Raw genomic sequence first — 26,416 nt, forward strand, 5'->3', positions numbered from 1 at the left:
GTGACTCAGCTCGATTCGGCCTTGACCGTCGGCACAGACGCCGTCATAGCGACCGTGTCGTCGAACTCCTCCGTGACGTCCGCGTTGTCGCGGAAGGTCGCGAGGCTGACGGCGACGGAGACGATCAGGTTCATGACGAAACCTGGAATGATCTCGTACAGGGCGAAGCCCGCCGCATCCCAGATGAAGACGGTGGCCGCACCGGCGACCATTCCCGCGAGTGCTCCCCAATTGGTGAGTTTGCGCCAGAACAGCGACAAGAGAATGATGGGGCCAAACGAAGCGCCGAAACCTGCCCACGCAAAGCCGACCAACTCGAGGATCGTGCCACCAGGGTTCATCGCGAGCAGGATTCCGACGCCGGCGACCGCAAGCACGCAGGCCCGACCCATCGTGACGAGGAACGTCTTCGACGGATCCTTTCGTGCCACGACCTTGTAGAGGTCCTCGACGAGCACCGACGAGCAGACGATCAACTGACTTGAAACGGTGCTCATGATCGCTGCGAGAACCGCGGCGAGCACGAGGCCTGCGACCAGCGGGTGGAACAGGGTCTGCGCCAGCAGCAGCATGACGGTCTCGGGGTCGCCGAGCTCGATGCCGCGGCTCGAGACGAACGCGAGGCCGGTCAGCCCACCAGCGATAGCGCCCAGCAGCGACACGATCATCCAGGTCATGCCGATGCGGCGTGCAGGCTTGGCGGAGGCGACGTTCTTCATGGCCATGAAGCGCACGATGATGTGCGGCTGCCCGAAGTAACCGAGGCCCCAGGCGAGGGCTGAGATGACGCTGACCACGGTGGCACCGGTGAGGGCCGCACCACCAAGCAGTGACAGGTGGTCGGGCGCGACGGTGCCCAGCTCCTCGAAAGTCGGACCCAAACCACCGATGGCGACCACCGCCGCCACGGGCAGGATCAGCAGCGCCAGCATCATGAGCGTGCCCTGTACGACGTCGGTGAGCGAGGCGCCGAGAAAGCCGCCAAACAGTGTGTAGACGAGCGTGACGCCCGCGACAATCAGCATGCCTGTGAGGTAGGTCGAGCCGAAGGACTGCTCGAAGAACACGCCACCCGCCACCATCATCGAGGCCACGTAGAAGGTGAAGAAGACGAGGATCACGAGACCCGAGGCGATGCGCAGCACGCGGCTCGTATCGCGCAGGCGATTCTCGAAGAAGCTCGGCACCGTGATCGAGTTACGCGAGCGTTCGGTGTACGCCCTCAGGCGCGGAGCGACGAACTTCCAGTTGAGGTAGGCGCCGATGGTGAGGCCGACCGCGATCCAGCCTTCGATCAAACCGGAGACGTAAATCGCGCCCGGTAGGCCGAGCATGATCCAGCCCGACATATCTGAGGCTCCGGCACTCAAAGCGGCCACCCACGGCGGAAGCTTGCGCCCCGCCAGCATGTAATCCTCGTGCGATTCGGTTCTCTTGTAGGCGTATAAACCGATCGCAATCATGGCCGCGAAGTACAAAACGATCGCGCCAATCTGAAAAATCTCGTCGGACATGCCGGTTCTCCTCAGTCGATTTCACCCGCGAGGATGCGCGGTAACCGTCAATCAGTCTACCTGAGAGAATCGTAAGAAATTGAGTTACTATCAATTTCAGGCGGGCGCCGCCTCGCAGGCACCCACACGCTGGGTATTCAGCCGAAAAGCAGTGCGGCCTCGTCGTAGCGCTCCTGCGGCACGGTCTTGAGCGAGCCGAGGGCAGCCTCGAACGGAACGAAGACGATGTCAGTGCCGCGCAGGGCGACCATCTGGCCCCACCGGTGCCCGTTGACGGCGCGCACCGCGGCCATGCCGAGCCGGGTCGCGAGCACGCGGTCGTACGCACTCGGGGTGCCGCCGCGCTGAATGTGGCCGAGCGTCGTCGCGCGCGTCTCGATGCCCGTGCGGGCCTCGATCAGCGGGGCGAGGCGCTCGCCGATACCGCCGAGGCGGGGCCGGCCGAACGCGTCGAGGCCGCGGTCGTTGTGCGGTTCGTCGTCACCCTCGAGGGTGAAGCCCTCGGCGACGACCACGAGCGGGGCGCGGCCGCGGTTGTAGGCGCTTTGCACCCACTCGGTCAGCTGGTCCATCGAGGTGCGCTGCTCGGGAATCAGAATCGCGTGCGCGCCGGCGGCCATGCCCGAGTGCAGGGCGATCCAGCCGACGTGCCGACCCATGACCTCGGCGACCATGCAGCGGTTGTGGGCGTCGCCCGTCGTGCGCAGGCGGTCCATCGCCTCCGTCGCGATGCCGACGGCCGTGTCGAAGCCGAACGTGTAGTCCGTCGCGTCCAAGTCATTGTCGACGGTCTTCGGAACGCCGACGATGCGCACGCCCGCGTCCGTCAGACGCTTGGCCGCGGCCAGCGTGCCCTCACCGCCAATAGCGATGAGAGCATCCAGGCCGTTGACGTCCATGACTTCGTTGATGCGGTCGACGCCGCCGCGCCCCTCGAAGGGGTTCGTGCGGCTGGTACCGAGGATGGTGCCGCCCTGCTTCGAGATGCCCTTCACCTCGTGCCGACCGAGGGTCATCGTGTCGTTCTCGACGAGACCCTTCCAGCCGTCACGGAACCCCACGTACTCGTGCTCGTGCACGGTCGTGCCGGTCAGCACCGCTCCGCGGATGACGGCGTTTAGCCCCGGGGCGTCGCCGCCGGAGGTCAGCATTCCGATACGCATGACTCCATCTAAGCGGGTGCGGGTTACCGACGCGAAAACGACGGATGCACCTGCCCGCTCGTTCGCCACCGAACGGAATCGGGGCCCACATCCTCTACCCCTCGCGACGACTCCTCAGTAAGGTTGCGGTCGAGCACCGCCCCGGTGGTCGACCACCATTCCCATCAGGAGCCCCCATGACCGACGCACCCCCTCCCGCCTACTCGCAGCCCGCGCAGCCGGCCGTGAACCCCGGCCAGACGCTCGGCATCGTCGCGCTGATTCTTGCTTTCGTCGCCCCGCTCGTCGGGCTCATTCTTGGCGTCGTTGCCCTCAACCAATCAAAGAAGGTTGGCATGAAGAACGGTCTCGCCGTCGCTTCGATTTGGCTGGGCGCGATCTTCACGGTCTTCTGGACGATCTTGACGATTGTCGCCATAGTGTTGCCGATCCTGTTCGTTGGCTCGATCGAAGGTGTGACGACCTTCGCTCCCTGAGCGCGCTGAGCGCGCTGATCGCGCTGAGTTCAGCGTGAGATCGTGGCGGTCGTGATGACCGCACCCGCCACCGGCGACCGCGCCGAGCTCATCGACCCCGAGGGGCCGTTCGAGCTCGGCGCGGTGCTGTTTCCGCTCAGGCGCGGCACCGGCGACCCGACCCAGCACTGGGAGGGCGAGCGCGGCGGCTCCGGCCCCGTCTGGCGCGGTCAGCTGACGCCCGACGGCCCGGCCACGATTCGGATGCACGCCCTCGGCCCCAGCGCCTCCGGCGGCATCGACGTTCGCGCCTGGGGCCCCGGCGCCGACTGGTCGCTCACCCACGCGCGCGAGCTGCTCGGCCTCGACGACGACGGCTGGCCCGCGTTCGACGCGCTGCTGGCCGGGCTCGCCGCCGACGGCGACCCGGCGGCCGCGGCGCTGCAGCGCTTGCGGCGACGGCGGCCCGGGCTGCGGCTGTTGCGCACGGGTCTCGTGCTCGAGTCCGCCGTTGCGGCCGTGCTCGAGCAGAAAGTCACCGGGGTCGAGGCGCGGCGCAGCTGGCTGCAGCTGATCCGCGCACACGGCGCGGAGGCGCCGGGGCCCGCGCCAGACGGGATGCGCATCCTGCCGACGGCGGAGGCGTGGCGGCGCATCCCCGACCACGAGTGGCACCGGGCCGGCACGACCCCCGCCCGCCGCGACACGATTCGCCGGGTCGCCGCCGTCGCCCCCGCCCTGCAGCGCACGATCGCGGTCGGCCGCCATGCCGGGGCAGACGAGCGGCTCGCTGCGGGGTTTCGGTCGATTCCGGGCCTCGGCGGGTGGACGCTCGCCGAGATCATGCAGCGCGCCCACGGCGACCCCGACACCGTGAGCGCCGGTGACTACCACCTCGCCCACGGCGTGACCCACTGGTTCACGGGGGAGCGCGGCGACGACGCCGAGATGATGCGGCTCCTCGAGCCGTACCGTGGTCACCGGCAGCGCGTTGTGCGATTCATCGAAGGAAGCGGCGTTGAGACGCCGCGGTACGGTGCCCGAATCACCATCGAAGACCATCGCGATCGCTGACGCGGCTAGCGTCGCCCGCGTGAACATGTTCTTCCGCCTCGTCTGGCTGAGCATCCGCGCCCGATTCGGCGAGCGCATCCAGCCGACCGACGTCGCCCGCACCACCTTCCGCGTCTGGCCCACCGACCTCGACGTGCTCATGCACATGAACAACGGCGTGTACCTGTCGATCATGGACCTCGGGCGCATCGACCTCATGGCGCGCTCGGGCGCGTGGCCGCGGCTGCAGAAGCTCGGCTACTACCCGGTCGTCGTCTCGTCGACGATCACCTACCGGCGCTCGCTCGAGCCGTGGCAGAAGTTCATCGTCGAGTCGGCCATCATCGGCCTCGACGACAAGGCTGGCTACGTCGAGCAGCGCTTCGTGCGCGACGGCGAGGTCTACGCCCGCGCGATCGTGAAGGCGCGCTTCCTGAAGAAGTCGGGTGGCACCGTGCCCATGGACGAGCTCGCCGAACTGTTCGGCCTCGACCCGGCCGACCACCCGCTGCCCGAGTGGGTGCACGAGTGGAGCACGCGCGCAGCGCTGCCCACCCGCCGCGAGCCCGCGCCCAGCACCTGGGAAATCTGAGCGATCGCACCGGTGCCTGGGCGGCGCGGCGGCGGTAATCTCTGGCGTGTGAGCACCGACGACCGCCGCCCGCACTCCGTCTACTCGGTGGGGGAGGACCCCGACCCGCAGGTGTCGCTCGCCAATGAGCGCACCGCCCTGTCGTGGATGCGCACCTCCCTCGCCCTCGTCGCCGCCGGCGTCGCGCTCGCGACGCTGGTGAGTTTCGGCGAGCTTCCCGCGCTGCTCTTGATCATCGCCGCCGTGTCGAGCCTCGCCGGCGCCGTGCTCGCGGGTTGGTCGCTTGCCCACTGGCGCGCTGGCGAGCGGGCCCTGCGCCTCGGCCGACCCATCCCGAAGCCGTCCGCATTGCCGTGGTTGACCGCCGGCACGGTCGCCGTGGCGCTCCTGCTCGCCGCCTTCGTCGCGTTTGAGGCGATCGAACGGGCGGGATGATCGTGGTCACGGACGCGGCGCACGATTCCGTCAACGACGACCGAGACCGCTCGAGCCTCGCCTGGCAGCGAACGATGGCGCAGGCGGCGCTCGTCGTGCTGTTCGCGGCGGTCACGAGCATCCGTGTCGGCGAACCGCTCGTGACGATCGGCGCGGCGATCCTCGCCGTCGCGGCGTTCGGTCTCGCCGCCGTCGCCCCCAGCGCCGGACGGCGCGCGGCTGCGTGGCCGCTCATGCGAACGGCGGCGACCATCACGATCATCGCGGGCCTGCTGGGAGCGGCGCTTCCGGTCGCTTTGCTCGTCACCGCGTAGCCGTCACCGCGGCGCGGGCGATCAGTCGCCGGCGAGTACCCGCTTCATGAGGCGATCCATGGCTCGGTCGCTGAGCAGACGCCGCGCTCCCACGATCGTCTTGGCCGATGCGGGAACCGCTTCGCGGGTCTTCGGTGTGCGGGCTGTCGCCGCCCGCACGATCGCCTCCGCGACCTGCTCCGGAGTACCGGCGCTTCGGCCGCCGTCGATCTTCTCGTAGGTCGCGCGCATGCGACGCGCGATATCCGCGTACGGGCCCTTGCCCGACACGGTCACCATGCTGTCGCGCGCGATGGTGTTCCATTCGGTGCGGATGGGACCCGGCTGAATGATCGTGACGTCGATACCGAACGGCGCGACCTCGAGGCGCAGCGAGTCGCTCATACCCTCGACGGCGAACTTCGTCGCGTGGTACCAGGCGCCGAGCGGCTCGTAGATCCGACCGCCGATCGAGGACACGTTGATGATGCGACCGCTCCTGCGCTCCCGCATGGCGGGTAGCACGAGTTGTGTGAGGCGTGCGAGGCCGAAGACGTTGACCTCGAACTGGCGGCGCGCCTCCTCAAGGGGCACTTCCTCGACCGAGCCGTACGAGCCATACCCGGCATTGTTGACGAGCACGTCGATTCGATTGCGTTCCTGAAGGATCTGGGCGACAGCATCCGTCATGCTCGCGTCGTCGGTGACGTCGAGAGACAGCGTGTGGGCGCCGCGTTGCTCGATGCCGGACATGCGCTCGATGCGGCGGGCTCCCGCGTAGACGATGAATCCCTGTGCCAGCAGGCGTTCGACGGTCGCCTCACCGATTCCCGACGACGCTCCGGTCACGAGCGCGACGCGGGCGTTCTGGGCGCTCATCATGCGCCGCTCCGTTCGTCGAGCACCGCCATGGCGGCGTTGTGGCCGCCGATCGCGCTCACGGCGCCGCCGCGCCGCGCCCCCGAACCGCACAGGTACACTCCGTCGACGCCGGTCGCGACGCCCCAGCGCTCGGCCGGGGTCGACGCTACGGTCGCATGGTCATCGTCGAGCCACGGCCAGGCGAGGTCGCCGTGGAAGATGTTGCCGCCCGGAAGGCGCAGCGCCTCTTCGAGGTCGCGCGTGGTCTTCGTCTCCACGCAGGCGGCTCCGTCGGCGTCGGTCATGAGCAGCGACTCGATCGGTTCGGCGAGCACCGAATTGAGCGACGCGAGCACGGCGGCCTGCAGTTCGCCGCGCATCCGATCGTTGTTGTCGGCCGTGAGCAGGCGGTCGGGAGTGTGCAGGGCGAACACGGTCAGCGTCTGCGCGCCGGCCGCCTGCAGCTCGGGCCCGAGAATCGTCGGGTCGGTGAGCGAGTGACAGTAGATCTCGGCGGGAATCGGGTCGGGGATGCGACCGGCGGCCGCGGCGTCGTAGCCGGCCTGCAGCTGAGTGAACAGCTCGTTGATGTGGAAGGTGCCGCCGAATGCCGCTTCGGGGGCGATGCGCGCATCCTTCAGTCGCGGCAGGCGCTTCAGCAGCAGGTTGACCTTCACCTGGGCGCCCTCGGCCGCGGGCTCGGCGACGCGGGATGCGCTGCTCACGCCGCCCGCATCGCCCGCCGCGAGGAGGCGGTTCAGTTCGCGCGGCGACGCGTTGACGAGCACGCGATCGGCTGCCACCCGGTGCTCGATGTCGCCGACCCGGTAGGTGACGACACGGTCGCCGTCGAGCGCGGTGACCTCGGCGCCCGTCGTGAGCGTCGCGCCGGCGAGACGGGCCGCGCGGGCAAGCTCAGCGGTCACGGCGCCCATGCCGCCGACGGGCACGTTCCAGTCACCCGTGCCGCCGCCGATCACGTGATAGAGGAAACAGCGATTGGCGGAGAGGGACTCGTCATCGTTCGACGCGAACGTTCCGATGAGGGCGTCGGTGTACGCGACGCCGCGCACAAGGTCGCTGGCGAAGGTGCTTGCGATAGTGCGCCCGACCGGCTGTTCGATGAGCGCATCCCAGAGGGCATCGTCGCCGACGGCCGCGCGCGCTTCGCTGCGGGTCAGCAGCGGGTCGGTCACGGTCGGGAAGAGGGCGCGTGCGAGACGGGTCGTTCCGTCGTAGAAGGTGCGCCACGCATCCGCGTCGTGCGCCGCGCCGATGCCCGCGAACGAGGCGTCGGTGGCCGCCTGGTCATGATTGTCGACGAGCAGGCCGCCGTCACCACCGGGGACCGGCGTGTACGAGGAGTAGCGTCGCGGGGCGAGCCGAATCGACAGTCCGAGGTCGTCGATGATGCGCTGCGGCAGCAGGCTCACCAGGTACGAGTAGCGGCTGAGGCGAGCGTCGATGCCCGCGAACGCCTGCGCCGAGACGGCGGCACCGCCGACGGTGTCGAGGCGTTCGAGCACCTCGACGTCGAGACCCGCGCGGGCGAGGTAGGCGGCGGCGGCAAGGCCGTTGTGTCCGCCGCCGATGATGACGACGTCGCGACGAGTGGTCACGGGGGTGCTCCTGCGTGCTGAAATCCGATGGTGCGGTGCTGCCAGCCTATGCACGCATCGGCATGCTGTGCACGCCCGGGGAGGTCACTGGAGGAACGCGACAGCGCGGCTGAGCACATCGCGGCAGGCGACGATGGCGGGTCGGTGCGCGGATGCGCGGCGCGCGGCCGTGAACACGGTGCGTCGTGGATGCTCGGGCAGGTCGATGAGGCGCACGCTCGGTTCTCGATCGCCCCACACCAGGTCAGGAAGCAGTGCCACGGCGTGGCCGGCTTCGACGAGGCGGATGTGCGCCTGCAGGTCGGCCGTCTCGAAGCGCACGTCGGGCTCGAACCCGGCGCGGCGGCACACCTGCTCGGCGAAGTGTCGGCTGGCGGTGCCGCGGGGTTCCATGACCCAGGGGAGGGCAGCGGTGTCGGGGAGCGACTCGACGCGAAGCGGGCCCATCGAGGTGGGGGTGTCGGATGCGCCAGTGTCGGGCGCGGTCGCGAGGCGCAGCGCGTCGCGACACAGCGGCACCCTGTCGAGCTCGTCGCGGTGCGGCGCCGAGTGCGCCGGGTACTCCTCCGCGACCACGAGGTCGAAGTCGCGCGCCCACACTTCGTCAAGCGCGCTCTCGGGCTCGCGCTGGGTGATCTCGACCCGCATCGCCGGATGCTCACCAGCGAGCAGGGTGAGCGCGCGGGGGATGATGCCGAGAGCGGCTGACTGGAACACGGCGAGGCGGACGGTGCCACTCGGCGCTTCGGTCGCTTCGGCGAGCGACTGCTCGAGCCGCTCGAGCTCGTCGAGCACGGCGCCCGCGCCGTCAGCGAGGAGTTCGCCCGCCGGGGTGAGCTGCAGCCGCCGGCCCACCCGCTCAAACAGAGGCGTTCCCGCCTCGTGCTCCAGTTGGGCCAACTGCTGCGAGACGGTGGATGGCGCATAGGAGAGAGCGCGCGCGACCTCGTGCACAGTGCCGCGACGGCGCAGTTCCCGCACCAGTCGCAGTCGACGAGGATCGAGCATCCCGAGACCTTTCTCGACGCAAAATATTGTTCGCAATATTCGCACGGAATTGTGCGGAAATGCCCGCTATACCCGAAGAGTTATGGGTGAGACAGTAGAGGGCATGACTACGACGTCGACCACAGAGTCGTCTGCCGATGCCGCCGTCCAGCAGGTGCGGGCATGGCTCGCCGCCACCGAGGGCGCCGCCGCTGACCCCGCCGCCGAACGGCTCGCCGGCCTCCTCAAGGATCCGGACGGCCTCGACTTCGCCATCGGTTTCGTCGACCGTGTCGCCCGCCCCGATGACCTCCGGGTCGCCGCCCGCGAGCTCGAGCGACTCAGTCGCCGGGTGCCGAGGTTCTTGCCCTGGTACCTGCGAGGCCTCATCGTGCTCGGGGGCGGGTTCGCGCCGCTCCTGCCGTGGCCGATCATCCCGATCGCCCGCCGCGTGCTGCGCGGAATGGTGGGCCACCTCATCATCGACGCGACCCCCGAGCGTCTCGGGCGCACGCTGGAGCGGCTGCGCGAGAACGGCGACCGCCTCAACATCAACCTGCTCGGCGAAGCCGTGCTCGGAGACGCGGAGGCCGACCGCCGCCTGGAGGGCCTGCACGAACTCGTCGCCCGCGACGACGTCGACTACGTGTCGGTCAAGGTGTCGGCCATCGTCAGCCAACTCTCGATGTGGTCGTTCGACGAAACCGTCGACCGCGTCGTCGAGCGGCTGGCCCCGCTGTACCAGCGCGCCGCGTTCGGCGGAACTCCCACCTTCCTGAACCTCGACATGGAGGAGTTCCGCGACCTCGACCTGACCATCGAGGTGTTCACGCGCCTGCTCGACCGGCCGGGGCTCGGCCAGTACGAGGGTGGCATCGTTCTGCAGGCCTACCTTCCCGAGGCGGTGCCCGCGCTTGACCGACTGACGTCGTGGGCTGTCGCACGCCGGGAAGCCGGCGGCGCAGGCATCAAGGTGCGTGTCGTGAAGGGCGCGAACCTCGCGATGGAGCGCGTCGAGGCCGCCGTGCACGACTGGCCGGTCGCCGTGCTGCCGTCGAAGCAGGCCACCGACGCCAACTACAAGCGCGTCATCGACCGCGCCCTCGACCCTGCCCGCGCATCCGCCGTACGTATCGGCGTCGCCGGTCACAACCTGTTCGACATCGCCTGGGCGCTGCAGCTCGCCGACGCGCGTGGCCTCACCGACCGTGTCGAGGTGGAGATGCTGATCGGCATGGCTCCCGCGCAAGCCGACGCGGTTCGCGCCACCGCCGGCGGCCTCCTGCTCTACACGCCGGTCGTGCACCCGCGCGACTTCGACTCGGCGATCAGCTACCTCATCCGGCGGCTGGAGGAGAACGCGTCGGGCGAGAACTTCCTGTCGGGCGCCTTCGAGCTCGTCGACGACGCCGCGATGTTTGCGCGGGAGGAGCAGCGCTTCCGTCGTTCGCTCGCCGAACTCGCGGAGGCGCCCGACGCGCCGGCTGCGCACCGGGTGCAGAACCGCTCGACGGATGCTCCCCACCCCCTTCCGGGCGGAGTCGGCGTCGACGAGGGCTTCGCCAACGAGCCCGACACCGACCCGTCGCTGCCCGCGAACCGCGCGTGGGGGCGGGAGATCCTCGCGGCGGCGAGCGACGCATCCGTCTTCGCGCACGGCGACGCGGTGCTCGCCGCGGCGGCCGTGCGCGACGCCGGAGCACTGGAGAGGCTGATGGCGGATGCCCGGGGCAGCGCACCCCTGTGGGCGTCAGCGGGTGCCGAGCACCGCGCGACGGTGCTGCACGCGGCGGGCCGCGCGCTCGCGGAACGCCGCGCCGCGCTGCTGGCCGTGATGACCGCCGAGGCGGGCAAGACCCTCGCCGAGGGCGACCCCGAGGTGAGCGAGGCGATCGACTTCGCCCACTACTACGCCGAAAGCGCGCGGATGCTCGACAGCGTGAAGGGCGCGCGCTTCGAGCCGGTGCGCCTCACCGTGGTGGCGCCGCCGTGGAACTTCCCGGTCGCGATTCCGGCGGGCAGCGTCTTGGCGGCGCTCGCCGCGGGCAGCGCGGTCATCATCAAGCCAGCCCCCCAGGTGCGACGCTGCGCGGCCGTCATGGTCGACGCGCTGTGGTCGGCTGGGGTGCCGCGCGAGGTGCTGCGACTGGTCGACGTGCCCGAGAACGAGCTCGGCCGGCTGCTGATCAGCCACCCCGCCGTCGACCGGGTGGTGCTGACGGGGGCGTTCGAGACGGCCGCGCTGTTCCGGTCGTGGCGGCCCGACCTGCCGATCCTCGCCGAGACGAGCGGCAAGAACGCCATCGTCGTGACGCCATCGGCGGACTTCGATTTGGCCGCGGCCGACATCGCGAAGTCGGCGTTCGGTCACGCGGGGCAGAAGTGTTCGGCGGCGTCGCTCGCGATTCTCGTCGGCTCGGTGGCCGACTCGCAGCGGTTCGAGCGCCAGCTGCTCGACGCCGTGATGACCATGAAGGTGGGCTGGCCGACCGACCCGGTGAGCGTCGTCGGCCCGCTGATCGAGCCGGCTTCGGGCAAGTTGTTGCGCGCCTTGACTCAGTTGGAGGGGGACGAGCAGTGGTTGGTGCAACCCCGCGCGCTGGACGGCGGCGGCCGGCTGTGGACGCCGGGCGTGAAGCGCTGGGTGGCCCCCGGCAGCGACGCTCACCTAACGGAGTATTTCGGCCCGGTGTTGGGCTTGATGCGCGCGCGCACACTCGAGGAGGCGCTCGAGCTGCAGAATGCGACGCCGTTCGGTCTGACGGCGGGTCTGCACTCGTTGGACGCCGACGAGGTCGACGCCTGGGTCGATGGTGTCGAGGCGGGAAACCTGTATGTGAACCGCGGCATCACGGGCGCGATCGTGCGGCGCCAGCCGTTCGGGGGCTGGAAGCGGTCGAGTGTCGGCGGTTCGACGAAGGCGGGGGGGCCGTCGTATGTGTTCGGCTTCGGCACCTGGCAGCCGGTCGAGCGCGAACCGAAGAAGAACCTGTCGCTGCGGCACCTCGGCGAGGCGGCGGCTCGCGTGTTGGAGGCGGCACAGCCCGGCATGGACTTTGTCGGATTCGACGCTGCCCGCGCTGGCGCGATCAGCGACGAGAAGGTGTGGCAGTCGGAGTTTGGGGTGTCGCGCGATGTGTCGGCGCTCGGGGTGGAGCGCAATGTACTGCGCTACCGCCCGGCACGGGTGACGGTGCGGCAGGCGGAGGGTGCCTCGGTGGCGTCGCTGGTACGCGTGCTGGTCGCGGCTGCCCGCGCGCGGGCGACCGTGTCGCTGAGTGTCTCGGTACCGCTGCCGCCGGCCCTGTTGTCGCTTATTGAGGACGAGTTCGACTCGGCGCTGCGTCTCGACGAGGATGCTCGGGTCGTGGTCGAGACGGACGCCGCGTTCGCCGCGCGCGTGTGTTCGGAGCTGCCGGAGCGCATCCGCCTCGTGGGGTCGGACGGTGTCGTCGCCGGCACCGGCCGCACCGGAGCCGATGTCGCGCGCGAGTTGCTCTACGCGATCGACGGTGACCCGGGTGTGGCGATCTGGTCGGGGCCGGTGACGACTGCTGGCCGGGTGGAAATGTTGCCATTCCTGCGCGAGCAGGCGGTGTCGATCACGGCGCACCGTTACGGCAACCCGTACCCGCCGCTCGCCGAGTTGGAGTTGTAGGGCGCCGACGAATTCTGGGTCGTCGGTCGTGCCGCGTCGGTGGCGGACCCCCAGCGGGCCACACCGTGGGAGCCGGCCCACAGGGACCGGCCCATGGGGACCGGCCCTCGGGGACCAACCCCGGGGTCCCGCCGACGGGGATCAAACCCCGGGGGTCCGGAGGCTTCCAAAAGTGCGGACTGGTGATGCGCTGTCATTTCTCCGCGTCTTTGGAAGCACGTGCGGGGGGCATGACCTCCCGCGGAAGCACGACGCGCGGCGCGGCCCGCGACGGAAATGAGCTAGTCGCGCAGCGCAGCCTCGACGTAGGCGCGGGCAGTATCCCCGTCGATCCCGAGGCGCCGAACCGTGTCGGCGTAGGCGTGAGCCGCCTCCTGCGCGGCACGTTCGCTCGCGTCGCCCTGCGCGCGCACGAATGACCCGTTGCGCCCTCGGGTCTCGATCACGCCGTCGCCCTCGAGTTCGCGGTAGGCGCGGGCCACCGTGTTGACGGCGAGCCCCAGGTCATCGGCGAGGCGGCGAACGGTCGGCAGCTTCGAGCCCGCGGCGAGCTCGCCCGAGCGCACGGCGTCGCGCACCTGCACGCGAATCTGCTCGTACGGCGGCACCCCCGCCTCGGCGTCGACCCTGACCAGCATGGGTCGAGGCTACTGCGCGACGCCCGGCGCGTGCCGTTCCAAAAACCCGTACACCTCGCCGCGGTCAACGCCGGGGAACGCGTCCGCCGGCACGGCTGCGAGCAGCGACGAATGGATGCGCGCCTGCGGCCGGGCGGCCCCGCTCCAGCGGGCGGCGAGCGGCTCGGGCGCCTGCCGGCAGCACGACGGATCGGGGCACGTCGACTCGCCCCGGCGGGTCGTCTCCCGCCCGCGGAACCACTTCACGTGCGCGAACGGCGTGCCCACCGAAATCGAGAACTCGCCCGCCGACCCGCTCTCGATGCGCGAGGTGCACCAGTAGGTGCCCGTCGGCTTGTCCGTGTACTGGTGGTACGCGCTGAACCGGTCGGGCTCGTCGAACACCTGGCGGGCCGACCATTTGCGACACACGACCTGCCCCTCGACCGCACCGAGGGCATCCGTCGGAAACTGCACGCTGTCGTTCTCGTACGCCTTCGACAGCACCCCGTTCGTCGACACCTTCAAGAAGTGCACCGGAATCCCGAGGTGCTCGGTGGCGAGGTTCGTGAAGCGGTGCGCCGCCGTCTCGTACGACACGGCGAACGCATCGCGCAGATCCTCCACGGCGAGCTCCCGCCGCGCTTTTGCTCTCGTCAGGAAGTCGACCGCGTCGCGCTCCGGAATCAGCAGCGCCGCCGCCAGATAGTTCGTCTCGACTCGCTGGCGCAGGAAGTCGGCGTAGTCGGCGGGTTCGGGCCGGCCGAGCACGTGCCCGGCGAGGGCCTGCAGCAGCGCGGTGCGCGGGTCGCGGCCCGGCGGAAGATGCGCGGGCAGGTAGATGCGCCCGTTCTCGAGGTCGGTGACCGACCGCGTGGATGCGGGCAGGTCGTTCACGTGGTGCAACGAGAACCCGAGATGCGCCGCCAGCTCGGCCGCAACGCGCTGCGGCAGGGGACCGCCGTCGTGCCCGACAGCCGTCAGCAGCGCGGCCGCCTGAGCCTCCAGTTCGCCGAAGTAGTTGCCGCGCTCACGCATCGCGCGCCGCAGCTCGGCGTTCGCGCGGCGCGCCTCTTCCGGGGTCGCCGCGCGCTCGCGATGCACCCGCTGCAGCTCGTCGTGCAGGGAGAGAATCGTCTCGATTGCCTCATCGCTCAGGCTCTTGCGCACCGGCAGCGGCGCGATGCCGAGCCCCGCGAACAGCGGCCCGCGCTGCGCCTTTTCGAGCGCGATCTCAAGCGCCGCCCGTCGGCTGGGCGCCTGCGGGGTGAGCAACGCATCCAGCCCCACCCCGACCGTGCGCGCGATCGTCTGCAGCTCGCTGAGCTTCGCCTCGCGCTTGCCGTTCTCGAGGCTCGACAGGTGCGACGGCGCGACCCCGACCGCCCCCGCGACATCGGCGAGCGTCAGTCCCGCATCGGCACGCAGTTGGCGGATGCGCCTCCCCAGCAGCAACGGATCGGTCACGTCACCAGCGTGGTCGCCTGTCGTCGCTATCTCGAGCATGCGACGACCCTGCCAGGCCGCGATCTTCAGCGCAACTGAAATAGCTGCGTATTTCAGTCGCTTTCTGTCGGTTCGGGCGTCCGAAGTTCGCGCAGAGTCGAGAGCACGACCCGCCGATGGGTCCGTGAGAGACCGACGAAGGAGCATCCCATGAGCACCACCCGCCCCGGCGACCAGACGCAGACCGCCGCCGAACTCGAGACCAGCTGGAAGACCGACGCCCGCTGGGACGGCGTCCGCCGCGACTACTCGGCCGACGACGTCGTCGAGCTGCGCGGCCCGGTGCGCGAAGAGCGCACGCTCGCCCGCCGCGGTGCCGAGCAGCTGTGGGAGCTCATTCAGAAGAACACCACCGACCCGGGTGAGTGGACATACGCGCTCGGCGCCCTCACCGGCAACCAGGCCGTGCAGCAGGTGCGCGCGGGGCTGAAGGCCATCTACCTGAGCGGCTGGCAGGTCGCCGCCGACGCGAACCTCTCGGGCCAGACCTACCCCGACCAGAGCCTCTACCCGGCCAACTCGGTGCCGGCGGTCGTGCGCCGCATCAACAACGCCCTGCTGCGCGCCGGGCAGATCGAGCCAGAGGCGCGCGAGTGGATGGTGCCGATCGTCGCCGACGCCGAGGCCGGATTCGGTGGCCCGCTGAACGCCTACGAACTCATGCACGGAATGATTGAGGCCGGCGCCGCCGGCGTGCACTGGGAAGACCAGCTCGCCAGCGAGAAGAAGTGCGGCCACATGGGCGGCAAGGTGCTTGTGCCGACCAGCCAGCACATCCGAACCCTCCAAGCAGCTCGGCTCGCCGCCGACGTCGCCGACGTGCCGAGCGTCATCATCGCCCGAACCGACTCACTCGCCGCGAACCTGCTGACCAGCGACGTCGACGAGCGCGACCGCCAGTTCACCACCGGCGAGCGCACCGCGGAAGGCTTCTACGAGGTCGAGCCGGGGCTGCCGGCCGTGCTCAGCCGGGCGCACGCCTACGCCGAGTACGCCGACCTGATCTGGGTCGAGACGTCCGAGCCCGACCTCGAGCTCGCCCGTGCCGTTGCCGAGAGCATTCACCGCGAGTACCCGGGCAAGCGCCTGGCGTACAACTGCTCGCCGTCGTTCAACTGGAAGATGCACCTCGACGACGCGACGATCGCGAAGTTCCAGCGCGAGCTGTCCGCGATGGGCTACGCGTTCCAGTTCATTACGCTCGCCGGCTTCCACGCCCTCAACCACTCCATGTTCCAGCTCGCCCGCGGCTACAACGAGCGGCAGATGAGCGCCTACGTCGAACTGCAGGAGGCGGAGTTCGCCGCCGAGGTCGACGGCTACACGGCCACGCGCCACCAGCGCGAGGTCGGCACCGGCTACTTCGACCGGATCGCCACGGCCCTGAATCCGACGAGCGCAACGCTGGCGCTCGTGGGATCGACCGAGTCCGAGCAGTTCCACTGATCCGCGCCCGAGGCGCGCCGACTCGACGAAACGAGACGATCATGACCACGACTACCCCCACCACACTGGGCACGCTGACCATCACCGGTGCGATGCGACCGCGCTACGACGAGATCCTCACCCCTGAGGCCCTCCGGTTCGTCGCGGAGCTGCACGACCGCTTCGCCGGGCCCCGCCACGACCGGCTCGCCGACCGCATGAAGCGCCGCTACGAGCTCGGCAACGGCCGTGACCTCGGCTTCATGCCCGAAACGGCATCGATTCGTGAGGATGCTGGCTGGCGCGTCGCCGGCGCCGGCCCCGGCCTCGAGGACCGCCGCATCGAAATCACGGGCCCGTGTGACCCGAAGATGACGATCAACGCTCTCAACTCGGGAGCCAACGTCTGGCTGGCCGACCTCGAGGACGCGACGAGCCCGACCTGGGCAAACATCATCGAGGGCCAACTCTCGCTGTTCGACGCGATCCGCGATCAGCTCGAGTTCACCTCACCGGAGGGGAAGCAGTATCGGGTCACCGATACGGAGCGCACCCCGACGATCGTGATGCGACCCCGCGGCTGGCACCTGGTCGAGAAACACATCGAACACGCCGACCGCACCGGCCAGCAACTGGCCGCGAGCGCAAGCCTCGTCGACTTCGGCCTCTACGCATTCCACAACGCGCATGAACTGGTGCGCCGGGGTCGCGGGCCGTACTTCTACCTGCCGAAGATCGAGTCGCACCGCGAGGCACGCCTCTGGAACGAGATCTTCACCTTCGCGGAAGAACGCCTGGGGCTGGCCCACGGCACGATCCGCGCGACGGTGCTGATCGAGACGTTCCCGGCCGCGTTCGAAATGGACGAGATTATGTACGAACTGCGCGATCACTGCGCGGGCCTCAACGCCGGGCGTTGGGACTACGTGTTCTCCATCATCAAGAACTACCGCGGCCGTGGCCAGTGGTTCGTCTTGCCCGACCGCGACCGAATCCTCATGACACTGCCGTTCATGCGGGCATACACCGAGCTGCTCGTGCAGACCTGCCACAGGCGAAAGGCGCATGCCATTGGTGGAATGAGCGCGTTCATTCCGAACCGGCGCAGCCCCGAGGTCACCGAACGTGCCCTCGAACGCGTCGCCGCGGACAAGCGCCGCGAGGCCACCGACGGGTTCGACGGGTCGTGGGTCGCGCATCCCGATCTGATTCCCGTGGCCCGCGCAGAGTTCGATCGCGTGCTCGGTGAGCGCCCGAACCAGCTCGACCGGATGCGCGACGACGTGCACGTGACGGCTCGCGATCTGCTCGACATCCGCTCCGCGGGAGGAGAGGTGACGCTCGCCGGCGTGCGGGCCAACATTTCGATCACCGTGCGCTACCTGGAGGCGTGGCTGCGCGGCATCGGCGCCGTGGCGCTGGACAACCTGATGGAGGACGCGGCGACGGCCGAGATCAGTCGCTCGCAGTTGTGGCAGTGGATCCACCAGGACACGGTCACGGCGGAGGGCGAGCAGATCACGCGCCAGCTGGTGGAGCGCCTGCTGCGCGAGGTGCTCGCCGACCTGCCGACCCCGGAGGGCCACAAGCTCGCCGAGGCGGAGGACGTGTTCCGCGAGGTGGCGCTGCAGGAGGTCTTCCCGACCTTCCTCACGGTGCCCGCCTACACGCGGTACCTGGTCGAGCGCGGCCCGTCGGCCGAGGACGAGCGTGAGCCGAGCGCGGAGCGCGAGTCGGTCAACGCCTGACCTGCGCGAACGCCCGTCTGCCAATACAGGCGGGCGTTCGAGGCGCCCGGGTCATTACCAGTCGTCGATCGCGGCGAGGAACTCGTCGAAGTGGCTGTACCAGAGGGAGTGCTCGGCGCCCGGAACGTCGGTCACCGCCATTCCGCGGGCGCGCAGGGCCTCCGCGACTTCGTCGGTGATGTACGGGCTCGGTGCCGGCCGCACCATGAGCGCGGGCGTCGAGCCGTCGGGCGTCCAGTCGTCGCCGGGCGACGCCGACAGCGCCACCGCCGTCTCGACGTCGAAGTGCGAGGCGGCGAGAGCCTCCGCCTCGATGTCACGCTCCGAGTAGAAGGGGCGCCGCGCGCGAAGCCCCTCTGCCGTCCGGGCCGCCACGCTCTCCGAGTAGTAGGCGCGTGCCTCGTCGGCGTCGTGTGCGCCCTGCTTGATGAAGGGCGAGTCGACGAACACCGCGCGCTCGGGCGTGAGCGACGGCAGCGCCGCCGCCAGCACGGTGCCGCCGTACGAGTGGCCGATCGCGAGGCGGGGCGCAGCGTCGCTGAGTGAGCGCCAGGTGGTGACCACAGCATCCACGACGCGTGCGACGGTCGCCGAGCGGTCGGGAGCGGAGCGTCCGTGGCCGGGCAGGTCGAGTGCGATAACGCCGTGCCGTCGATCGGCGAGTACGGGGGCGACTCGCCACCAGCTGTCGGCGCTGCCGAGCATTCCGTGCAGCAGCAGCACGCTCGGCGGCGCGTCACCCCAGGCCGTGTGCGCGAGAGTCATCCGGAGCCGACGCCCCTACGGGTACTCGCGGTGCACGAGGCGCGAGAACACGATCGCCGAGCGCGTGTGGTCGACGTTCGGCGCCGCGCGCACGCGCTCAAGCGCCTCCTCGAGCGACGGAATGTCGCGCGAGCGCATGTGCACGATCGCGTCGGCCTCGCCGGTCACCGTGCCGGCGTCGACCACTTCGGGAACGGCCGACAGCAGGCGCCGCAGGTCTTCCGGTGAGACGGTGCCGCGGCAGAACAGCTCCACGTACGCTTCGACCACCATGCCTTCAACAGCCGGGTCGACCTGCACCGTGAACCCCCGAATGACACCGTCCGCGACCAGCCGGTCGACGCGGCGCTTCACGGCCGATGCCGACAGGCCGACCACGTCGCCGATGTCGCCGTAGCCGGCCCGCGCGTTCTGCCGAAGCTGGTCGATGATGCGGGAATCGATCGCGTCCATGTCGTCAGGCTACGCGCATCCATTGCGTGGATGCGCGACCAGACGACGATCCGTTGCGCGCGGTCCCCGACGCGTGTGCCGCGAAGGTGTGAGACTGGAGGGCGTGACCGTCACCGAGCAGACCCCCGCCCCCGCGACCACACCCGCGACGACCTCGCGGATTCCGACCAAGCGCACCGTGCTGATGTGCCGACCCGAGCACTTCACCGTCAGCTACCGGATCAACCCGTGGATGCACCCCGAGAACCCGACCGACACGAGCCTCGCGGTGCAGCAGTGGCAGCGTCTGTACGACATTTACCTCGACCTCGGTCACGAGGTGCACCTCATCGACCCCATTGCCGGGCTGCCCGACATGGTCTACGCCGCCAACGGTGGCTTCACGTACAACGGTGTCGCGTACGGCGCGAAGTTCACCTACCCCGAGCGCCAGCCTGAGGGCCCCGCCTACATGCAGTGGTTCGGCGACAACGGATTCCGCGTGCACGACCCCGTCGAGACCAACGAGGGCGAGGGCGACTTCCTGCTCGTCGGCGACGTGATCCTCGCCGGTACGGGCTTCCGCAGCGACAGCCGCAGCCACGCCGAACTCGCCCAGGTGACCGGCCTCGACGTGCTGAGCCTCAACCTCATCAACCCCAGCTTCTACCACCTCGACACCGCGATCGCCGTGCTGGACCCCGAGCCCATCGAGGGTGGCCGACAGAACATCGCCTACCTTGAGAGCGCCTTCGACGAGCACTCGCTCGGCCTGCTGCGCGAGCGGTACCCCGACGCGATCCTCTGCACGGAGGAAGACGCCGCGGTGCTCGGCCTCAACTCGTACAGTGACGGCTACAACATCGTCATCGCCAGCCGCGCGACGGACTTCGACCGACAGCTGCGCGAACGGGGCTACAACCCGATCGGCGTCGACCTGAGCGAGCTGCTGCTCGGTGGCGGCGGCGTCAAGTGCTGCACGCTCGACCTGCGCTGGTGACCGCTGTGAGCGACGACCGCGGCACGGAGCACGCGCACCTCGACGACCGCACGGCCACCGCGATCGCGCTGGAGGATGCGCGCCTCGCCCACAACTACCACCCGCTCCCCGTGGTGGTCGAGAGCGGCAACGGCGCCTGGGTGACCGACATAACCGGCCGACGCTTTCTCGACTGCCTCGCCGCGTACTCGGCCGTGAATTTCGGCCACGGGCATCCCGATCTGGTGGCGGCCGCGCGCGACCAGCTCGAGCGCATCACGCTCACGAGCCGCGCCTTCCACAACGACCGGCTGGGCCCGTTCGCCGACGCGCTGGCGGCGCTCGCCGGCGTCGAGATGGTACTGCCCATGAACACGGGAGCCGAGGCCGTCGAGACGGCCATCAAGCTGGCGCGCCTCTGGGGGCACCGGGTGAAGGGCATCGCCGACGGCGAGGCCGAGGTGATCGTGATGAGCGAGAACTTCCACGGCCGCACGACGACGATCGTCAGCTTCTCCACCGACGCCGCGGCCCGCGACGGCTTCGGCCCGTTCACGCCCGGTTTCGTCACCGTGCCCTACGGTGACGCGGATGCTGTCGCCGACGCCATCACGGAACGCACGGTCGCGGTACTCGTCGAACCCATCCAGGGGGAGGCGGGCATCATCGTGCCGCCCGCGGAGTTCCTGCCGACCCTCCGGCGCATCACCCACGAACGCGACGTGCTGCTGATTGCCGACGAGATCCAGTCGGGCCTCGGTCGCACCGGCGCCACGTTCCAGTGCGACAACGCGGGCATCATCCCCGACCTCTACGTGCTCGGGAAGGCGCTCGGGGGTGGCATCGTTCCCGTGAGCGCGGTCATCGGACGCGCCGACGTCATCGGCGTCGTCCGGCCTGGCGAGCACGGCAGCACCTTCGGCGGAAACCCTCTCGCTGCCGCCGTCGGACTCGCCGTCGTCGAACTGCTCGAGACCGGCGAGATACAGCGCCGGTCGCGCGAACTCGGCACGCACCTGCTGCACCGCCTGAACGAACTCGTCGGTCACGGCCTGCTCGCCGTGCGCGGCGTCGGGCTGTGGGCGGGCATCGACGTCGACCCGCAGCTCGCCACGGGGCGTGAGGTGTGCGAGGCGCTGCTCGAGCGCGGGGTGCTCGCCAAAGACACCCACGGCTCGACCATTCGCCTGGCTCCGCCGATCGTCATCGAGCGCGACGATCTCGACTGGGCAGTCGACCAGCTGGCCGACGTGCTGGAGGCATTCGCGAGTCGGTCGTGACGGGCGCACGCGGTTCCTGAGAATTGGGGCGTGCGTCCCGAGCGAGGTTAGGCTAACCTAACTTCACGGCGCCACAGTCGGCGCCGCCTGCCGGAGTCTCCGCCAGGTCCATCCCTCTTCTCTCCTGGAGCTGATATTCGCATGCGCGCTCGACGCCTACTCGCCCCCGCAGCCCTCACCGCCGTCATCGCCCTGATGGCCGGATGTGCTTCGGGGGACCCCAGCACCGACCCCGCCGACCCCACCACGGCACCGCCCGCCGACGCCGGGTCGTTCACGCTCTACTCCGGCCGCAACGAGGCCCTCGTGCAGCCGCTGATCAACCAGTTCACCGCAGAGACGGGCATCGCCGTCGAGGTGCGCTACGGCAACACCGCCGAGCTCGGCGCCCTGCTGCTCGAAGAGGGCGAGGCAACTCCGGCCGACGTGTTCCTGTCGCAGGACGCCGGCGCGCTCGGGGCGCTCAGCGCCGCCGATCTGTTCGCGCCGCTCCCCGACGACATTGCCGGGGCGGTGCCGCAGGGCTTCACCTCGACCGACGGTAGCTGGGTCGGCGTGACCGGCCGCGCTCGTGTCGTCGTGTACGACGGCGAGCAGTACGACGAGGCCGAGCTGCCGAACACGATCGACGGCTACGTCGACGGCAGCTTCGACGGCACCATCGGTGTCGCCCCGACGAACGCGAGCTTCCAGTCAGCCGTCACGGCCCACCGCGTGCTCGAGGGAGACGACGCGGCCGAACAGTGGCTGACCCAGCTGCAGGCGGCCGACATTGAGATCTTCGACAGCAACGGCGCGATCCTGACCGCCGTCAACGAGGGTGCCGTCGATACGGGCCTCATCAACCACTACTACTGGTACCGCCAGGCGGCCGAGGTGGGCGCCGAGAACATGCGCGCACAGCTGAAGTACCTCGAGGCGGGCGACCCCGGCTCGATCGTGAACGTCACCGGTGCCGGCATCATGGCCGGGTCGGCCGACAACGCGGCCGCCCTCGCCTTTGTCGAGTACCTCATCTCGGAGGCCGGGCAGGACTACTTCGTCGAGCAGGTCTTCGAGTACCCCCTGGTTCCCGGCATCGCCGAGCCCGAGGGCGTTCCGCCGCTCGAGTCGCTGCTCAACCCCGAGCTCGACCTGAGCGATCTTGACGACCTGTCGACGACGCAGGAGATGCTCGCCCGGGTGGGCCTCATCTAGTGAGTGCTTCACTGGTCGTATGACCACGCTCGCGCGCACGAGGCCGACGGGGACGGACACACGTCCGCCCCTCGGCCTCGTCATGCTCGCGACGATCGCAGCGGCGGCCGCAGCGATCCCGCTCGTCTACCTCGTCGTGCGCGCCGGGGGTACGGGACTCGAGTCGATCATCCAGACGCTGTCGCGGGGCCGCGTTCTCGAGTACTCGATGAACACGCTCGGCCTCGCCCTCGCGACGACGTTTTCGGCACTCGTGCTCGGCGCGGCGATCGCGGTGGTCTTGACGCGCATCCGCGTGCCGTTTCCCCGCACGTGGCTGCTGCTGTCGGCGCTCCCACTGGCCGTGCCCTCGTACCTCGCCGGGTACGGCTGGCTCGTGTCGATTCCGACGCTGAGCGGGTTCGTGCCGAGTTGGCTGCTGCTGACCGCGGTCACGGTCCCCTACGTGACGCTGCCCGTCGCGGCTGCTCTGCGCAGCGCGACCGGCGACCTTGAAGGCGTCGCCCGCAGCCTCGGCCGAGGGCCGATCGGCGCGTTCTTCGTCGCGACCTGGCCGCAGATTCGGCCCGCCGCGATCGCCGGTTCGCTGCTCGTCGCCCTGTACTCGTTGAGCGAGTTCGGCCTCGTCGCGATGATGCGCTACCCGACCCTCACCTGGGGCATCAATTCGGCCTACTCGGCGAGCTTCGACCGTGCCCAGGCCGCCACCCTCGCGCTGCTGCTCGTCGTGATGGCGCTCGTCGTCGTCGCGGGCGAGCGCGGCGCGCGCCGCCAGTTGCCAAGCACCGTCGCGCGCGCGGTGCGCCCGCGCCCCATCGGGCGAGGGATGCTGATCGCGCTTCTCCCGGTCGTGGCCGTCGCGCCCGTGGTCGGCGTATTCGTGCCGCTCGCGGGGTTGGCCACGCGCCTGGTGCAGGCCGACACGCTGCGGGCGATCGACGTGCCGAGGTTGCTCGCAGCCGTCGGCGCGACCCTCGGAGTGGCGGTCGCCGCCGCGGTGGTCGCCACCCTGCTCGCTCTGCCCATCGCGGCGCTCGCCTCTCGCTATCGGGGCCGCCTCGTCACGGCGATCGAGTCGGTCGGCTACCTGGGCCACGCCCTGCCGGGAATCGTCGTCGGATTGTCGCTCGTGTTCTTCGCCCTCGCTGTCGTCCCCGCGCTCTACCAGAGCGTTGTCGTGCTCGTCTTCGCCTACGCCGTGCTGTTCATGCCGAAGGCGATTGGCACGATGCGCGCGGGTCTCGGCGACGTGCCGCCTCGCCTCATCGCGGTCGCCCGCACGACCGGGGTGTCGCCGCTCGCCGCGTGGTGGCGCGTCACCGTGCCGCTCGCCCTGCCCGCGGTGGGCGTCGGCGCCCTGCTCGTTGCCATCGCGACGATGAAAGAATTGCCGGCAACACTGCTGCTGCGGCCGACGGGAATCAACACCCTCGCCACGGAGTTGTGGAATAGGACGGTCGTGTTCGAATTCGGCGCGGCCGCCCCGTACGCCGCGCTGCTGGTGCTCGTCGCCGCGGTTCCGGCCATGATCCTGTCCGGAGTGCGTACAACCGCCAAGGAGGAGCTGTGAGCGAGTTCGTCGTCGAGAACGCGAGCGTCGACTACGGGTTGACGGTCGGCGTTGCCGACGTGTCGTTGCGCGTGAACTCCGGCGAACTCGTCGCCGTTCTCGGCCCGTCGGGGTGTGGAAAGACGACGCTGCTGCTCGCGATCGCGGGCCTGCTTCCGCTGAGCAGCGGGCGCATCGCCGTCGGCGAGCGCGAGCTGTCAAGCCCGAGCGGCACGGTGCCACCCGAGAAGCGGGGCGTGGGCTGGGTGCCGCAGGAAGCATCCCTGTTCCCGCACCTCAGCGTCGGCGAAAACATCGGTTTTGCGCTGAGCGGTGGTGCGCGACGCGGGGGCGCACGGGGTCGCGAGCGCTCGGCCCGCATCGCCGAACTCGCCGAGCTGGTCGGCCTGGAAGGCCTCGTCGGCCGCGCACCCAACCAGCTGTCGGGAGGCCAGGCTCAGCGCGTTGCATTGGCGCGCGCGCTCGCTCCGCGGCCCGACGTGCTGCTGCTCGATGAGCCGTTCGCCGCGCTCGACACCCAACTGCGCGTGGGCCTGCGCCGAGAGGTCGCCGAACTCTTGCGCGAGCAGGGCACCACCTCGCTGCTCGTCACCCACGACCAAGAAGAAGCACTGACCCTCGCCGACCGCGTCGCCGTCATTCGCGACGGCCGACTCGAGCAGTTCGGCACGCCCGAAGAGGTGTACCAGCAGCCGGCAAGCGACTGGGTCGCGCGGTTCGTCGGCGACGTCGTCGAGCTCGAGGGCGAGTGGCGACACGGCCGTGTCTCGTGCGCGCTCGGCGCGGTCGAGGCCGCCGCGGTCGGGTTCACCCCGCGCGACGGCGAGCGGGTGCGGTTGATGCTGCGCCCCGAGTGGATCGTGCCGCGCCCCGACCTGCTCGCGCGCGCCGCCGCGGGCGCCGACGCGCGAGTGTCGGGCATCTCGTACGCCGGCCACGACGCGATGCTGACGTGCGATCTCGTCACGGGCCCGCGCGTGCGCATGCGGCTGCCCGCGGTCGAACTGCCGCAGGTGGGCGAAGAATTGCGCCTCGCGGTGCAGCGCCCGGGGCTAGCCTTTGCGGCATGAGCACCGCCGCCGACCTCGACGCCGCTGACCCCCTCGCCTCGTACGCACGCGAGTTTTGTCCCGGCGACGACCTCGTCGCCTATCTCGACGGCAACTCGCTTGGCCGCCCGCTCGCCCGCACCGTTGACAGCATGCGGCACCTCGTCGAGCGCGAGTGGGGCGACCGGCTGATCCGCGGCTGGGACGAGCTGTGGCTCGCCCGCGCCGAAGAGCTCGGCGACCGCATCGGTGCCGCCTGTCTCGGCGCGGCCGCCGGCCAGACGGTCGTGGGCGACTCGACGACGGTGATGATCTACAAATTGCTGCGCGCATCCGTTGCGATGCGGCCGGGGCGCACCGAGCTGGCGATCCTCGGCGACGAGTTTCCGACCGACCGCTTCATCGTCGAGAAGGTCGCCGCCGATCACGGCCTCACGGTGCGGTGGGTGAGCGCGCCGCACGACGGGGGAATCACGCCCGAGCTGGTCGCCGAGCACGTCAGCGAGCGCGCCGCCGCAGCCCTGTTCAGCGGCGTCGCCTACCGCAGCGCATGGTGGGCCGACATGCCGGCGGTCACCGGCGTGGTGCAGTCGCACGGCGCGCTCATGATCTGGGACTGCTCGCACGCTGTCGGATCCGTGCCGCTCGAGCTCGACGCGTGGGGCGTCGACATGGCGGTCGGATGCTCGTACAAGTACCTGAACGGCGGGCCGGGGGCGCCCGCCTGGGCGTACGTCGCGGCGCGGCACCAGGAGCAGGTCGTCAACCCGATTCCGGGCTGGCTGGGCGCGCGCGAGCCGTTCGCCATGACGCGCGGCTACGAGCCGGCGATGGGCATCCGCCGGCTCGTGAGCGGAACACCGCCGATCGTCGGCATGGTGCCGCTGGCCGACATGCTGTCGCTGATCGAGCGCGCCGGTATCGGGGCGATTCGCGAGAAGTCGGTGGCGCTCACTTCGTTCGCGATCGAGCTGATCGACGAGCTCATTCCGGATGCCCGCCTCGCCTCGCCGAGGGACGCCGCGCGCCGCGGCTCCCACATCACGGTCGACCACCCGAACTCGGCGCGGGCGGTGCAGACACTGTGGGGCGACGGCGTGATTCCCGACTTCCGCCACCCGAGCGGGGTACGCATCGGATTGTCGCCGCTGAGCACGACCTTCGTCGAGGTCGAGCGCGGCGTGCGATCGCTCGCCGCCGCGCTCGCCTGACCTCGGG

The 26,416-nt window shown here is 70.0% G+C and carries 23 protein-coding genes; 14 read left to right on the plus strand and 9 right to left on the minus strand.

What is annotated here, in order from left to right; translation table 11 throughout:
- Positions 1-5 precede the first annotated feature (5 nt).
- Positions 6-1,514, minus strand: a complete 1,509-nt coding sequence (gene putP, locus CPY97_RS01385; RefSeq protein ID WP_096420176.1) for a sodium/proline symporter PutP — start codon at positions 1,512-1,514, stop codon at positions 6-8.
- Between the two features lie 137 nt (positions 1,515-1,651).
- The gene (locus CPY97_RS01390) at positions 1,652-2,677 is read right to left on the minus strand and encodes a 6-phosphofructokinase (protein ID WP_096420178.1); all 1,026 of its coding nucleotides are present in this window, start codon (positions 2,675-2,677) and stop codon (positions 1,652-1,654) included.
- 176 nt (positions 2,678-2,853) lie between these two features.
- Between CPY97_RS01390 and CPY97_RS01395 the strand changes: the two genes are divergently transcribed.
- Genes CPY97_RS01395 through CPY97_RS01415 form a run of 5 tightly spaced genes read left to right on the plus strand, consistent with a single transcriptional unit; the run spans position 2,854 to position 5,526 of the window.
- Positions 2,854-3,153: a DUF4190 domain-containing protein gene (locus CPY97_RS01395; RefSeq protein ID WP_096420180.1), complete on the plus strand. Its 300-nt coding sequence runs from the start codon at positions 2,854-2,856 to the stop codon at positions 3,151-3,153.
- Positions 3,154-3,207: 54 nt separating this feature from the next.
- Positions 3,208-4,206, plus strand: coding sequence for a DNA-3-methyladenine glycosylase family protein (locus CPY97_RS01400; RefSeq protein WP_096420182.1), 999 nt, complete (start codon positions 3,208-3,210; stop codon positions 4,204-4,206).
- A gap of 25 nt (positions 4,207-4,231) precedes the next feature.
- On the plus strand, positions 4,232-4,777 hold the full coding sequence (locus CPY97_RS01405; protein WP_096423263.1) for an acyl-CoA thioesterase: 546 nt from the start codon (positions 4,232-4,234) through the stop codon (positions 4,775-4,777).
- Positions 4,778-4,825: 48 nt separating this feature from the next.
- On the plus strand, positions 4,826-5,212 hold the full coding sequence (locus CPY97_RS01410) for a YidH family protein (protein ID WP_096420184.1): 387 nt from the start codon (positions 4,826-4,828) through the stop codon (positions 5,210-5,212).
- Positions 5,209-5,526: a hypothetical protein gene (locus tag CPY97_RS01415; RefSeq protein WP_096420186.1), complete on the plus strand. Its 318-nt coding sequence runs from the start codon at positions 5,209-5,211 to the stop codon at positions 5,524-5,526. The genes CPY97_RS01410 and CPY97_RS01415 overlap by 4 nt, the downstream gene beginning before the upstream one ends.
- A gap of 21 nt (positions 5,527-5,547) precedes the next feature.
- Here CPY97_RS01415 and CPY97_RS01420 read toward each other — a convergent pair whose 3' ends face one another.
- The 3 genes from CPY97_RS01420 to CPY97_RS01430 form a co-directional block, all read right to left on the minus strand.
- Positions 5,548-6,384: an oxidoreductase gene (locus CPY97_RS01420; RefSeq protein WP_096423264.1), complete on the minus strand. Its 837-nt coding sequence runs from the start codon at positions 6,382-6,384 to the stop codon at positions 5,548-5,550.
- Positions 6,384-7,985 (minus strand): phytoene desaturase family protein, encoded by a 1,602-nt coding sequence (locus CPY97_RS01425; RefSeq protein WP_096420188.1) that lies wholly within the window; start codon positions 7,983-7,985, stop codon positions 6,384-6,386. The genes CPY97_RS01420 and CPY97_RS01425 overlap by 1 nt, the downstream gene beginning before the upstream one ends.
- Positions 7,986-8,069: 84 nt before the next feature.
- A complete protein-coding gene (locus tag CPY97_RS01430) occupies positions 8,070-8,993 on the minus strand; it encodes a LysR family transcriptional regulator (RefSeq protein ID WP_096420190.1) in 924 nt (307 codons plus the stop codon).
- Between the two features lie 103 nt (positions 8,994-9,096).
- On the opposite strand from CPY97_RS01430, the gene CPY97_RS01435 reads away from it, so the two are divergent.
- Positions 9,097-12,630 carry a proline dehydrogenase family protein gene (locus tag CPY97_RS01435; RefSeq protein ID WP_173826849.1) on the plus strand — a complete coding sequence of 1,178 codons (3,534 nt, stop codon included), beginning with the start codon at positions 9,097-9,099 and terminating at the stop codon, positions 12,628-12,630.
- A gap of 281 nt (positions 12,631-12,911) precedes the next feature.
- On the opposite strand, the gene CPY97_RS01440 is transcribed toward CPY97_RS01435, so the two are convergent.
- Positions 12,912-13,268, minus strand: a complete 357-nt coding sequence (locus CPY97_RS01440) for a GntR family transcriptional regulator (protein WP_096420193.1) — start codon at positions 13,266-13,268, stop codon at positions 12,912-12,914.
- A gap of 9 nt (positions 13,269-13,277) precedes the next feature.
- Entirely contained in the window at positions 13,278-14,753 is a 1,476-nt protein-coding gene (locus CPY97_RS01445; RefSeq protein WP_096420195.1) for a helix-turn-helix transcriptional regulator, read from the minus strand.
- Positions 14,754-14,903: 150 nt separating this feature from the next.
- Here CPY97_RS01445 and aceA point away from each other — a divergent pair, with 150 nt between their 5' ends.
- Entirely contained in the window at positions 14,904-16,199 is a 1,296-nt protein-coding gene (gene aceA, locus CPY97_RS01450; protein WP_096420197.1) for an isocitrate lyase, read from the plus strand.
- Positions 16,200-16,240: 41 nt separating this feature from the next.
- Positions 16,241-17,926, plus strand: coding sequence for a malate synthase A (aceB, locus tag CPY97_RS01455; RefSeq protein WP_096420199.1), 1,686 nt, complete (start codon positions 16,241-16,243; stop codon positions 17,924-17,926).
- A 54-nt stretch (positions 17,927-17,980) separates the two neighbouring features.
- Here aceB and CPY97_RS01460 read toward each other — a convergent pair whose 3' ends face one another.
- Positions 17,981-18,691 (minus strand): alpha/beta fold hydrolase, encoded by a 711-nt coding sequence (locus CPY97_RS01460; RefSeq protein WP_096420201.1) that lies wholly within the window; start codon positions 18,689-18,691, stop codon positions 17,981-17,983.
- Between the two features lie 15 nt (positions 18,692-18,706).
- Positions 18,707-19,144 (minus strand): Lrp/AsnC family transcriptional regulator, encoded by a 438-nt coding sequence (locus CPY97_RS01465; RefSeq protein ID WP_096420203.1) that lies wholly within the window; start codon positions 19,142-19,144, stop codon positions 18,707-18,709.
- 103 nt (positions 19,145-19,247) lie between these two features.
- Between CPY97_RS01465 and ddaH the strand changes: the two genes are divergently transcribed.
- The 6 genes from ddaH to CPY97_RS01495 all read left to right on the plus strand — a co-directional run bounded on the left by ddaH (position 19,248) and on the right by CPY97_RS01495 (position 26,409).
- Positions 19,248-20,123, plus strand: coding sequence for a dimethylargininase (ddaH, locus tag CPY97_RS01470; protein ID WP_096420205.1), 876 nt, complete (start codon positions 19,248-19,250; stop codon positions 20,121-20,123).
- A gap of 5 nt (positions 20,124-20,128) precedes the next feature.
- Positions 20,129-21,382, plus strand: coding sequence for an ornithine--oxo-acid transaminase (gene rocD, locus CPY97_RS01475; protein WP_096423265.1), 1,254 nt, complete (start codon positions 20,129-20,131; stop codon positions 21,380-21,382).
- Positions 21,383-21,523: 141 nt separating this feature from the next.
- The gene (locus CPY97_RS01480) at positions 21,524-22,579 is read left to right on the plus strand and encodes an extracellular solute-binding protein (protein WP_096420207.1); all 1,056 of its coding nucleotides are present in this window, start codon (positions 21,524-21,526) and stop codon (positions 22,577-22,579) included.
- Positions 22,580-22,598: 19 nt separating this feature from the next.
- On the plus strand, positions 22,599-24,149 hold the full coding sequence (locus tag CPY97_RS01485; RefSeq protein WP_197702239.1) for an ABC transporter permease: 1,551 nt from the start codon (positions 22,599-22,601) through the stop codon (positions 24,147-24,149).
- Positions 24,146-25,219 (plus strand): ABC transporter ATP-binding protein, encoded by a 1,074-nt coding sequence (locus CPY97_RS01490; protein ID WP_096420209.1) that lies wholly within the window; start codon positions 24,146-24,148, stop codon positions 25,217-25,219. The genes CPY97_RS01485 and CPY97_RS01490 overlap by 4 nt, the downstream gene beginning before the upstream one ends.
- The gene (locus CPY97_RS01495) at positions 25,216-26,409 is read left to right on the plus strand and encodes a kynureninase (RefSeq protein WP_096420211.1); all 1,194 of its coding nucleotides are present in this window, start codon (positions 25,216-25,218) and stop codon (positions 26,407-26,409) included. Before CPY97_RS01490 ends, CPY97_RS01495 begins: the two co-directional genes overlap by 4 nt.
- The last annotated feature ends 7 nt before the right edge of the window (positions 26,410-26,416 follow it).

The sequence above is a fragment of the Microcella alkaliphila genome (assembly GCF_002355395.1).
Classification (GTDB): Bacteria; Actinomycetota; Actinomycetes; order Actinomycetales; family Microbacteriaceae; genus Microcella; species Microcella alkaliphila_A.